Genomic DNA, 12,298 nt, shown 5'->3' on the forward strand with positions numbered 1-12,298 from the left:
CATGAGGATTCCCTTCCGCAAAATAATCAGAGCTTGCTCCTCTATATCATGTACCAATCAGAATTCGAATATGAGATTTTTTTGCCAACATGAGCCATTCGGAAAGGATGTCAAACGAAATGTTCTCCATTTTAATCTTGATCGGACTAATAGGCGGCATATTAACAGGAATGATGTCAGTGGGCGGGGGGATCATTCTTGTCTTTCTGTTGATCCTCATTCCGCCACTGTTCGATCATACATATACCATGCATGATATCAGCGGGATGCTGATCATTTATACGATTTTCTCTATGCTCTCCGGCGTGATCTCTTATTATCGGCATCAATTGTTCGATCGGGTTATCGCCTATTCCATGGGAATAGGATCCTTCGCAGGCGGGGTAATCGGAGGAGCCTTAGCGTCGATTATAGGCAACCGTGAACTCACATTCGTATTCGCCCTTCTCTCCTTGGTGTCTGTATTCACCATGTTCTGGAAACCCGAGCAGATTGATACACAAGTCAAACATAACAAACTGCTAAGTGCAAGCTACGGATTGGGAATTGGAACGTTGGGGGGGATGTTCGGATTAGGCGCAGGCTTTCTATATGTGCCCGTTTTGCTCAAGGTATTCAAACTTCAGCCTAAGCAAGCGGTTGGTACAGGTCTGGCATTAGGTATTTCTTTAGTTCTGGGGGCTCTGATGGTCCAAGGATGGGGTTCCGACTTCCCATGGGTTCAAGGACTCGCGCTAGCGATTGGCGGCGTAGGTGGCGCTCAGATCGGCTCTGCGCTCGGGCGTCATATGAACCCCATTCATCTAAGGCGTTTGATGGCTTTTGCGATCACTGTGGTTGCCATTAAAATATGGATCGATGTGTTCACAAAGTAACCGAATTCAGAGAATGAAGTTCAAATCTTTCTGAATATCTCAACTAACTCGGGTAGAGTCATACGGACAAGCCCGCTTGTAGACGGTGCGACAAAATCATTTACCCCCTCAACAACGGATGTGCTTTGCAGCCCCCATGGACAAGATTTATTGCCGCTGAATTGCTCATATACCCCCTTCCCCACATAACAGGCTGTCTGGGGCCGATATTTCATTAGCTTCTGACGAAGCAGGAGACGCCCCTCCATGTATTCTTCTTTCGTAATCTCTGCAGCCGTTCGTGTTGGACGAGCTACTATGTTAGTGAAGCCGTACCCTAAACTCAGCATCTCATCGTTCTCGTCTGATCGGAAAAGCCTTGGAGTAATCCCTGCCAAATGAAGCACTCTCCAGAAACGATTGTTAGGGTTGGCATAATGATGACCGGTCTTGCTTGACATTATGCTCGGGTTGTAACCAATAAATACAATCTTTAACCCTGCTTGAAGATGATCTGGAATGTGTGCTTCGTTCATAAGTTCCTCCCCCTCCTCCTTCCTACAAAAAGAACCAAGCACAGAGCTTCCCGTTTGTAGCAGCTGCACACCGGATGATTCTGTGCTTGTTAATTATAATATATACAGTCCAGTTGGATCCCAATCCAGAATGGCCGGTGTCGTCCCTGCCCATTCCCCGTCTGCATGCATTGAAAGGGGCTTCTCGGAGCGAATGCTTACGTGGGAACCATTCAATAAATGCACCGCTGGATGTGAGGTGTGGGTGCCTCGAAATACGCGTGGGAAAAACATCAGCAGCTCCAGTCTCGTAATTCCATCTACAACACATAATTGGAATTGGCCATCATCGAAACGCGCATCCGGGCAAATCTCCATCCCCCCGCCGTAATAGGGCATATTCGCAATTGCGATCAACCATACGGCCTTATAGGAATAAGTCTTCCCATCAAGTTCTATGGTGACTGCGCATGGTTTGTAGGATACTAACAACCGTAGGACCGAGATTACATAGGACAAGCTCCCTAGTCGCACCCGATTCAACCATCTCTTATAGAAAGCATCGTTCGTGACACGAGCTACTTCTCCATCAAACCCGACTCCGCTAGATATAATAAAACCTTTGCCATTTACCCGTGCAGCATCAATCTTTATCGGACGAGCCTCAATAATTCGCGCGATGGCCTTCTTCAAATCTTGCGGAATACCGACACTCCGGGCAAAATCATTCCCGGAGCCTGAAGGAATACAGCCCATAGGGATCTGTCCGCCAACAAGGCCGCATGCTACTTCGTTCACAGTTCCATCTCCACCAATAGCGACTATGGCTCGAGTATCAGGCAATGCTGCCAGTTCAGTCGCAAGTAGGGTAGCATGCCCGCGGTATTCCGTATAGCGAACATCGAAAGCTTCCCCAGCCTCCTGTAAGGTTCGCTCCACCTCCGCCCATCGAATGGCTCCCTTCCCGTTGCCTGATGTACGATTGACAATATACCTGATCATATAGGGCCCCCCACGTCTCAGCAATCCTTCCCATTGCCAATCTACAAAAAAAGTACAAGGCTTCTGTTCAACCTCTTAACAGAAACATTGTACTTTCCCATAACCGATCAATCGCTGCAGTTCTTGGAGGAATCCGCCACTGACACGGCTTCCAGATTAATGTTATCCGACACGGTTTCCCGAACAACGGAGACGATCATCTGCAACAAATAATTAATGTCTTCTTGCGCTTGTTTGAACTGTTCCACAACTGGAAATCCATCCAATCGATCCTGCAGCTCTTCAATTTCATTATTGATCTTGTCCACCATCTTCTGATTTCGGAATGATTCGAAGGCAACGGCTTCCTTCTGACGTTTCTTAATCAGCTTGATCAAATCCTGCACTTCGCTGTTATCCTTGATCTGCTTCTCAGCCTTGCGGTAAAACTCTACCTCATCTGAAGTTGAGATCAGGTTAGCGAGTTCCTTCGTTCTCACCATAATATCATCGCGAACGATCAAGTCGCGCACGTTAAACTTTTCCATCTTACAATTACCTTCATGATCGTGATCGTGGCTGTGTGAATGTCCAGCATGTTCATGTGTTGACAATGTGCTCACTCCTTAATCAAATCTATTCTATGTTCTTTCGAATACGGTTTAAACCACTTGAGCCTGTTCAGGGGACGATACAAGCTCGCCCTTGAGAACCCAAGTCTGCGGTTCCAGGATCCGCACATGCACCAATTGGGCAGTCAATCCAGCATGACCTTGGAAGTGAACAAGCTTGTTCGTTCTTGTTCTGCCGGACAACATTTCCGGATTATTCTTGCTCTCCCCCTCAACCAACACCTCAACAATTTCACCGCGTATTTCTTCGTTCCGCCCGCGGCCGATTTCGTTCAGAAGGTGATTCAGACGAGCTAACCTCACTTTTTTCACTTCTGGAGCCACATTATCTTCCATATCCGCGGCCGGCGTTCCAGCTCTTGGTGAATAAATAAAGGTGTAGGCAGAGTCGTATCGAATCTCTCGGACAAGCGACATCGTCTCTTCGAACTGTTCATCCGTCTCCCCAGGGAAGCCCACGATGATGTCCGTTGTCAGAACTACATCCGGAATGGCTTGTTTGATCTTCCTTACAAGCTCCACATAGTGTTCACGTGAATATTTGCGACTCATCTTCTTCAGTACTTCCGTGCTGCCTGATTGAACTGGAAGGTGAATATGTTCAACCAGATTACCGCGTTTCGCAAGCACCTCAATCAACTGATCGTCAAAATCACGCGGGTGAGACGTTGTAAACCGGATGCGCGGAATATCAATCTTCCGGACATCATCCATCAAATCGCCGAATGTATAGGTCAGATCATTGAAATCTTTCCCGTAGGCGTTGACATTCTGACCAAGCAGTGTAATTTCCTTGAAGCCCTGCCTTGCAAGCTCACGAATCTCAGCCAGCACATCCTGCGGACGTCGACTCCGCTCCTTGCCTCGTGTATAAGGAACAATACAGTACGTGCAGAACTTATCGCAGCCGTACATAATATTGACCCAACCCTTCATACCCTCACGCTTCTTAGGAAGATTCTCGATGATATCGCCTTCCTTCGACCACACCTCCACAACCATCTCTTTATTGAAATAAGCTTCTTTCAACAATGATGGCAGTCGATGGATGTTATGGGTACCGAAGATCAAGTCAACGAAGGAATGCTTTTGCATAATCCGGCTTACAACCGATTCTTCCTGCGACATACAACCGCATACCCCAAGGATAAGCGACGGCTTCTCGATCTTGAGATGCTTGAGATGACCAAGCTCACCGAACACCTTGTCCTCGGCATTCTCACGAATGGCGCATGTATTAAGCAGGATGATATCCGCCTCTTGACGGTCGTCCGTGGAGGCATAGCCCATTCCTTCAAGCATCCCTCTCATGACTTCCGTGTCATGCTCATTCATTTGGCATCCATAGGTCGTTATGTTATATAGCTTGCCTACTCCCATCTGCTTCATATCATCAGGGATGCCATTCTCATATAGTACCTGAATGTCTTCCTTCCCTCTGCGTTTCTCTTCTTTGTAAGAAGGCTGAGAGACAATGTGAATTTCACGGCCATTTACTCGGATGTGCTTACCATGCTCATCTTCGCGCAGCACCTTAGCATTTGACATATCAAAGTATTTGGAATAATCTTTGGGTTCATTGATTGGTTTGGTCATGTTTGAGCCTTCTTTCTAACCAGAACATATTCCTTCTATCCAGCCCTTCATGCAGACTTCCAGATAGGCCATCTATCAAGAAAGTATACCATTATTCCATGCAAAATAAAATGTCTACAAGGTTAACAATAAGGCTGACTAGAATTGGTTTCGTGAGTTCATAATGGAAAGAATAGTTGCTCTGTCCCCAGTCTTCACACCCGCAGCATTCGCTTCATCCGTATCGATGTGCAGATCAAGAGCGGATTTGTTAGATACCCTGGCAATTACATCCTCTAGAATAATCGGTCGATCACCATGAAGACGCACAACCAGCCTATCTTTATTACGAATCCCCCATATTGCCGCTTCTGATGTATGAAGGTGCAGATGACGTGCGGCGATAATAGTCCCTCTTTGTAATTGAAGCTGTCCTTTCGGCCCTATTACGAGTAAGCCAGGTGTGTTATCATGTCTTCCCGATTCTCTTACTGCGGCTTTGATACCTAAAAGGAATGCATCTGATCGTGAAAGTTCGACCTGCGTACTTTTTCTGATGGGACCTAATATCCGCACCTTGGCAAAGCTGCCGATCGGTCCATGGATTTCTACAGTCTCCGCAGCTGCATATTGGCCAGGTTGACTGAGCGGCTTCAGAGGACTAAGTGAATAGCCATGCCCGAATAGTAGATCCAGATGTTCGCGGCACAAGTGAATATGACGTGCTGAAACCCCGATCGGCACAATTCTCTCTTGTGACTTGGTATCGTCGTTCCGTTCCTGCATCCCCAAACCCTCCATGAATGGATTACCCTATCTGTATGAAAAAAGACATGCGAGACAGCTCACATGCCTTTTCCTTTTTCATTTATTTGAACTCAGCAACCAATTTTCCGAAATCGGCTTCGCTCAATTGCAAGTTTTGTTTCGATAGGGATTCCTCTCTGAATCCTGGAACCTGCTGTTCATAGCTTAATTTTTCTTTGTTCTGATAAATGATCCCCGTAAGCATACCGTTCGTTTCCATCAACTTGGTCATCGCTTGCACGCGGTTAGAAGAATCATACCCTGGAATTTCATCCAAATCTACAATGTTTTCTTTAAACCACTCGTAAGTGTTGAACTTGTTGAACGTGACACAAGGGCTGAAGATGTTAATCATCGAGAAGCCTTTGTGCTTCATGCCTTCTTCAATGATCATAGTCATTTGCTTCAGGTTGCTAGAGAACGATTGAGCTACGAATGTAGCCCCAGCCGCTAAAGCCATTTCCAAAGGTGCCAGCTCAGTTTCAATTGAACCTTGCGGTGTATACTTCGAGTTAATGAAGCCTTTGGCACTGCGCGGAGAGTTCTGTCCTTTAGTCAAGCCATAGATTTGGTTATCCATTACGATGTAGGACATGTCGATGTTACGGCGAATCGCATGAACCGTATGGCCCATCCCGATCGCGAAGCCATCTCCGTCGCCGCCTGATGCGATTACCGTCAATTCACGGTTCGCCATCTTAACCCCTTGAGCGATAGGCAATGACCGACCATGAATACCATGGAAGCCATAGCAGTTAATATATCCAGAGATTCGGCCGGAGCAACCAATACCGGAAATAACAGCCAAGTTCTCTGGTTCAAGACCGACATTGGCCGCTGCACGTTGGATCGCTGCTTGGACAGCGAAGTCGCCACAGCCTGGGCACCAGTTCGGTTTAACATTATTTCTAAAATCTTTTAATGTTGCCATCTCTATTTCAGCTCCTTACACTCATTGTGAATTTCCGAAGGCAAGAATGGAGTACCATCATATTTCAGCATGTTCTTGATTTTGTCAGCATGCCCTACATGCAGCTTGATCTGATCGGCAAGTTGACCTGTAGCGTTGTTCTCAATCACGATTACCTTCTTCGCCTTTTCAATATAAGGAGCAAGCAGATCGGTTGGGAACGGGTGAATCAATCGAACCGTGATATGGTTAGTAGAAATGCCATCATTAGTCAAGCGAATTCTTGCTTCATCAATTGTTCCACCGATGGAACCCATACCGATAATGAGCAGATCCGGTTGATCATGAGGAGCGTCTACTTTAATAGGATTCGTGAGCTTCGTGTGAACATCATTAAGTTTCTTAAGGCGTTTGTCCATCATGTTCTTACGGTTGATCGGGCTCTCGGAAGGACGGCCTGTCTCGTCATGCTCAACGCCTGTTACGTGGTGCAGACCACCCTTAACGCCTGGGATAACACGTGGAGAAACACCGTTCTCAGTAAGCTCATAACGCTTGAACAATTTGCCATCCACTAGCTCAGGAAGATCCGTTACAATGTTGCCGCGATCAATAACGATTTTGTTATAGTCCAGCAAATCGGAGGATTGCTTCCCTAGCGACAATTGCAGATCCGTCATCACGATAACCGGCACTTGATATTGATCTGCGATATTGAAAGCTTCAATCATATCATAGAAACACTCTTCGATTGTGCTAGGCGCAATAACAACCTTAGGAATCTCGCCGTGAGTACCGTAAACCATGGCATTCAAGTCACTCTGCTCCTGCTTGGTAGGCAAGCCCGTACTTGGACCCCCGCGTTGAGTGTTCACGATTACAACAGGTGTTTCTGTCATTCCTGCCAGGCCGATAGCTTCCATCATAAGTGATAGACCAGGTCCTGCAGAAGCAGTCATCGTGCGTACTCCGCCATAGTTAGCACCGATAGACATTGTAACTGCTGCGATCTCATCCTCGGTTTGGATAACGGTTCCACCAAACTTAGGAAGACGCTTGATTAAGTATTCCATAATCTCCGATGCTGGAGTAATTGGATAAGCAGGCATGAATCGGCAACCGGCTGCAAGTGCACCAAGTCCAATTGCATCATTACCTATCATAAATAGCTTTTGCTCTCCGTCTGCAGCCGCTAATTCCAGTTCTTTGATAGGACCGCCAGCAAGATCAAGCACGAAGCTTGAGCCCTTGGAAACTGCTTCGATATTTTTCTCTACAACAGCAGGACCCTTGCGGCCGAACTCTTCTTCTACTGCTTTATTGAAAACTTCCAGAGGCAATCCGAGCAATGCCCAGGATGCACCAGAAGCAACCATGTTCTTCATTAGGGAAGTACCCAATTCTTCAGCAATTGCTGTAATCGGAACCGGGAACAATCGTGCATTCGTACCTTCAGGTATTGTTGGGTTAAACTTCGCGTCAGCAACAACTACACCGCCTGGACGAAGCTCGTGTACGTTCAAATCAATGCTCTCTTGGTCAAACGCAACCAGAATATCCAAATCGTCTGAGATGGCTCGCATTGGTGTAGTGCTGATGCGGATCTTATTGTTCGTATGACCGCCCTTGATTCTTGATGAGAAATGACGGTATCCGTACAAATAATACCCCAAACGGTTAAGTGCGGTCGAAAAAATCCGGTCCGTACTCTCGACACCCTCACCTTGTTGTCCGCCGATCTTCCATGACAATTGACTAATCACAACTTCCACTCCTTTAAACTGAATGCTCAACGACTGATAGATAGTGTCACAATTTCTTAACATTGTCTCATTCAAACAAATTCTATGACTAACCCCGACAAAAAGCAAGAATAATCGTCACAAATGAAACATAGTTATTTTCGATCAAACCCATATCAAAAACAGAACGATTATATTTATAGTATTCTAATTTTGCGACATAATAAAGACGCTCACTCTTTCGGCAACTCTCGCTCCAAATATCCCAGCCAATTACGGTACATGAACCTCTCTGTCTGATCCGCACTATAATGTTTAGCCAAGGCATTTGATAAATGATAAAAGCAGCCTGAATGCTCGAGACCAAGCGGTTTGCGGCTTATTCCGTCAAAATCTGACCCGAGACCTAGATGATTAGCACCGCCTAATTCACAGAACTTCTCCACGTGCGCTAGCAAATGATCAATCGTTGCTTCTTTGTTATCGGTTAGGAACGTCGAAAAGAAATTGAGTCCAATCATTCCACCCCTCCTTACCAACTCCCGGATTTGATCGTCCTTCAGATTACGAGGGTGCTCGCAAATGTGGAACGCATTCGAGTGAGAGGCTAGGAAAGCACGGTCTGTTAGCTCACATAATTCCCAGAAACCCCGTTCAGTCAAATGGGACGCATCAACCAGTATACCCAGTCTATCGCATTCTTTAACAAGCCTCCTGCCTTTTATTGTAAAACCTCCTTGGCGAGGCTCCATAACCCCGTCAGCAGCCCAATTAGCATAATTCCAAGTAAGCCCTAACGCGCGTAAACCCAGCTTGTACAGAGTACGCAGATGACCAAGATTACCTGCTAATGCATCCGCCCCCTCTAGTGTAAGCAAAGCCCCAATCCTGCCCTCTTCCGCTATTCTGGCAATATCCCCACCCGTTCTTACCACTTCGATCTCTGGATGATTAACGATCCTTGAATAGAATAGATCTACACATTGCAGCACATCGTTAAACGATGGATGCTCCAACTTCTCAGGCATCCAGATGGCAAACCATTGCAAAAGCACTTGAGATTTCTTAAGTCTTGGCAAGGTCACATCTAAACCCGAAGTATCAACAGTAAAATCCAGCCGAGGCTCCAGTAACAGCTTGCTTAACACATCGCAATGCGCATCTATTACATACATGAGACTATTCCTCCTGTTCAATGAATGCCAAAGGTTGTATATCCCTCTTTTTGGGCAAAAAGAAAAACGTCTTTACGACGTCTTTTCGATTCTATATGAAAACGCGGGAGCGTAAAGCCTCACAGCCTGTGGAAATCAATCACCAATCCCTTACTTGAAATGGAAGGCATCAAAGCTTAGTTGAGGGACCTGCTTCTGCTTAGCGAGGCTCTACAATTAATTTAATTGCCGTACGGTCTTCCCCGTCAATAACAATGTCTGTAAAGGCTGGGATACAAATCAGATCCACTCCGCTAGGAGCTACGAATCCTCTTGCTATAGCCACCGCTTTGATGGCTTGATTAAGTGCGCCGGCACCGATCGCTTGAAGCTCGGCTCCTCCGCGTTCGCGAAGAACGCCCGCTAACGCCCCTGCAACGGAGTTAGGGTTCGACTTTGCTGAAACTTTTAATACATCCATGAAAAAGTACCTCCTCGGGAATGTTGGATTGATTCCATTTCTAAAACTCTATTCAAGTCAGGCGGAAATCATTCCTTTTGTCCATAGGAGAGTACTTGTATCACTTAAGCCCACACAATCTCAGTCTCGAAACGGCGAATTAACTCGACCTTTTTCGCAAGACCTGTCTCATCGTTAATTTCTATATATACAGCATGAAATTGCCATTTCCCTTCATCCGCTACGAAGCGCACAGGCAGCCCTGTCTTGAACTTCTGCAGCACTGCTTGCCGTTCCATTCCTAACACGCCATCGCGACCTCCTACCATGCCTACGTCAGTCACATAGGCTGTTCCTTGAGGGAGGATGCGTTCATCATGGGTTTGAACATGAGTATGGGTACCAAGTACAGCCGATACCTTGCCGTCCAAGTGCCAACCCATGGCAATTTTCTCCGAAGTAGCCTCGGCATGGAAATCAACGAGGATGCATTTATTCTTCTTTCTTAGTGTATCTACGATGGTATCTATCGTTTGGAACGGACAGTCTAATGGCGGGAGGAATGTTCGACCTTGGATATTCACAATGGCCAATTCCTTCGTCAGTCCTTTTACGACAGTGAAGCCCTTACCAGGAGTGCCAGGCGGAAAGTTGGCCGGGCGGATCATTCGTTCTTCTTTATCAATAAAGTCGAAGATCTCCTTGTTATCCCAAGTGTGATTGCCGAGCGTAATGCCGTGCACACCTTGGTCGTAGAACTCCTTCGCTATCGGAGCCGTGATACCTCTTCCGCCGGCTGCATTCTCGCCATTTACGATTATGACCTCCGGATTATACTTGCGTTTCAATTCAGGCAATGATTCCTTTAATGCTCTCCTGCCGGCCGAGCCGACTATATCTCCAACGAATAATACTCGGATCTTGTCCATCCCCTTTAGTTGACTGAAAAAAAGCAAAACGAGAAGTGGCAGTCAGCCACTTCTCCTCGCTCTTTCTTATTTGGCGTATTCCACCGCTCGTGTTTCTCGTATAACGGTAACCTTGATATGTCCTGGATAATCCAGTTCGCTTTCGATCTTCTTAGTAATATCGCGAGCCAATCTGAACGCTTCGGCATCATCAATTTTCTCCGGTTGCACCATAACGCGAACTTCGCGTCCTGCCTGAATGGCGTACGATTTCTCCACACCTTCGAACGATTCAGTAATCTCTTCCAGCTTCTCCAGACGTTTGATGTACGTCTCAAGCGTTTCCCGTCTTGCTCCTGGTCTAGCTGCAGACAAAGCATCTGCTGCACCGACAAGCATCGCAATAACCGAGGTCGCTTCCGTATCGCCATGATGAGAAGCAATACTGTTGATGACAACTGGATGTTCTTTGTACTTTCTTCCGATCTCGACGCCGATCTCGACATGAGAGCCTTCCACTTCGTGATCTAACGCTTTACCGATATCATGGAGAAGGCCGGCACGTTTCGCCAATGTGATGTCTTCCCCAAGCTCTCCAGCCATTAAACCCGTTAAATAAGCCACTTCCATGGAATGCTTCAACACGTTCTGACCATAGCTTGTACGGAATTTCAGTCTGCCCAGAATCTTGATCAAATCCGGGTGTAAACCATGAACGCCTGTCTCGAAGGTTGCTTGTTCACCATATTCACGAATACGCTCGTCCACTTCCTTACGCGACTTCTCCACCATCTCTTCAATTCGAGCGGGATGAATGCGTCCATCGGCAACAAGCTTCTCGAGGGATGTGCGGGCGATTTCTCTGCGAATCGGGTCGAACCCAGACAAAATTACCGCTTCAGGTGTATCGTCGATGATGAGGTCAATCCCCGTCAACGTCTCCAGCGCGCGAATGTTTCTTCCTTCGCGGCCAATAATACGACCCTTCATCTCTTCATTTGGCAATGTCACAACGGAAACCGTCGTCTCCGCAACATGGTCTGCCGCGCAGCGTTGAATGGCGAGAGTAATGACTTCACGCGCACGCTTGTCCGCTTCTTCCTTCGCTTGATTCTCGATTTCCTTAATCAACTGCGCTGTCTCATGTCGAACTTCCTGTTCTACATTAGACAAAATAATATTCTTAGCTTCTTCCATTGTAAGCCCCGAAATACGTTCCAGCTCTGCTACTTGAGAGCGGTATAACTGGTCGATCTGGGCTTGCGTGTCCTCAATTCGTTTCTCTTTGTTGGCTACTTGCTCTTCTTTACGCTCTAGAGATTCAAGCTTTTTATCCAGCGTTTCCTCTTTTTGCAACAATCGTCTTTCTTGTCGTTGGATTTCATTTCGACGCTCACGAATGTCTTTTTCAGCTTCGGCGCGAAGCTTGTGAATCTCATCTTTCGCTTCAAGCACCGATTCTTTCTTCAGTGCGTCTGATTCTTTCTTGGCTGCCTCGACAATTTGCAGGGCTGCCTGTTCCGCACTGGAAATTTTCGCTTCAGCAAAGGATTTGCGGCTAAAATAACCAATCCCAAAGCCTAGTAGTGCACCAACAATGGATCCGATAATAATCCAGGCGAAAGTCAATTCATTCACCTCCCTCGTTGGTCCTCCAAGGGGTTAGCTTGGGATATTCGGTTTTTAATCCGTTCATACATTGCAATCCACTGGGTGAAACCTACAAATAAGTGTAAAAAGTTTGGCGAAATAAGATGCTC

General features: G+C 46.6%; 12 protein-coding genes. 1 reads left to right on the forward strand and 11 read right to left on the reverse strand.

Going from position 1 to position 12,298, the window contains the following annotated elements; translation table 11 throughout:
- Window positions 1–119 precede the first annotated feature (119 nt).
- On the forward strand, window positions 120–875 hold the full coding sequence (locus AC58QD_RS01930; RefSeq protein ID WP_497329429.1) for a sulfite exporter TauE/SafE family protein: 756 nt from the start codon (window positions 120–122) through the stop codon (window positions 873–875).
- Between the two features lie 20 nt (window positions 876–895).
- Here AC58QD_RS01930 and AC58QD_RS01935 read toward each other — a convergent pair whose 3' ends face one another.
- The 11 genes from AC58QD_RS01935 to rny form a co-directional block, all read right to left on the reverse strand.
- Window positions 896–1,390, reverse strand: coding sequence for a mismatch-specific DNA-glycosylase (locus AC58QD_RS01935; protein ID WP_497329431.1), 495 nt, complete (start codon window positions 1,388–1,390; stop codon window positions 896–898).
- A gap of 93 nt (window positions 1,391–1,483) precedes the next feature.
- Window positions 1,484–2,371, reverse strand: coding sequence for a diacylglycerol/lipid kinase family protein (locus AC58QD_RS01940; protein WP_497329433.1), 888 nt, complete (start codon window positions 2,369–2,371; stop codon window positions 1,484–1,486).
- A 107-nt stretch (window positions 2,372–2,478) separates the two neighbouring features.
- Window positions 2,479–2,964, reverse strand: a complete 486-nt coding sequence (locus tag AC58QD_RS01945) for a YlbF/YmcA family competence regulator (protein ID WP_497329435.1) — start codon at window positions 2,962–2,964, stop codon at window positions 2,479–2,481.
- A gap of 48 nt (window positions 2,965–3,012) precedes the next feature.
- Window positions 3,013–4,578, reverse strand: coding sequence for a tRNA (N6-isopentenyl adenosine(37)-C2)-methylthiotransferase MiaB (miaB, locus tag AC58QD_RS01950; RefSeq protein ID WP_497329437.1), 1,566 nt, complete (start codon window positions 4,576–4,578; stop codon window positions 3,013–3,015).
- A 138-nt stretch (window positions 4,579–4,716) separates the two neighbouring features.
- A complete protein-coding gene (gene pduL, locus AC58QD_RS01955) occupies window positions 4,717–5,343 on the reverse strand; it encodes a phosphate propanoyltransferase (RefSeq protein ID WP_497329439.1) in 627 nt (208 codons plus the stop codon).
- Between the two features lie 82 nt (window positions 5,344–5,425).
- The gene (locus AC58QD_RS01960; RefSeq protein ID WP_497329441.1) at window positions 5,426–6,295 is read right to left on the reverse strand and encodes a 2-oxoacid:ferredoxin oxidoreductase subunit beta; all 870 of its coding nucleotides are present in this window, start codon (window positions 6,293–6,295) and stop codon (window positions 5,426–5,428) included.
- Between the two features lie 2 nt (window positions 6,296–6,297).
- Window positions 6,298–8,037 (reverse strand): 2-oxoacid:acceptor oxidoreductase subunit alpha, encoded by a 1,740-nt coding sequence (locus AC58QD_RS01965; protein WP_497329443.1) that lies wholly within the window; start codon window positions 8,035–8,037, stop codon window positions 6,298–6,300.
- A gap of 212 nt (window positions 8,038–8,249) precedes the next feature.
- Window positions 8,250–9,191 carry a dipeptidase gene (locus tag AC58QD_RS01970; RefSeq protein ID WP_497329445.1) on the reverse strand — a complete coding sequence of 314 codons (942 nt, stop codon included), beginning with the start codon at window positions 9,189–9,191 and terminating at the stop codon, window positions 8,250–8,252.
- Window positions 9,192–9,390: 199 nt separating this feature from the next.
- Window positions 9,391–9,651, reverse strand: a complete 261-nt coding sequence (locus AC58QD_RS01975; RefSeq protein ID WP_006036664.1) for a stage V sporulation protein S — start codon at window positions 9,649–9,651, stop codon at window positions 9,391–9,393.
- Window positions 9,652–9,755: 104 nt separating this feature from the next.
- Window positions 9,756–10,559, reverse strand: a complete 804-nt coding sequence (locus AC58QD_RS01980) for a TIGR00282 family metallophosphoesterase (protein ID WP_497329448.1) — start codon at window positions 10,557–10,559, stop codon at window positions 9,756–9,758.
- Window positions 10,560–10,625: 66 nt separating this feature from the next.
- Window positions 10,626–12,167, reverse strand: a complete 1,542-nt coding sequence (rny, locus tag AC58QD_RS01985) for a ribonuclease Y (protein WP_497329450.1) — start codon at window positions 12,165–12,167, stop codon at window positions 10,626–10,628.
- Window positions 12,168–12,298 lie beyond the last annotated feature (131 nt).

It is taken from the genome of Paenibacillus sp. J2R1T-4 (assembly GCF_059692235.1).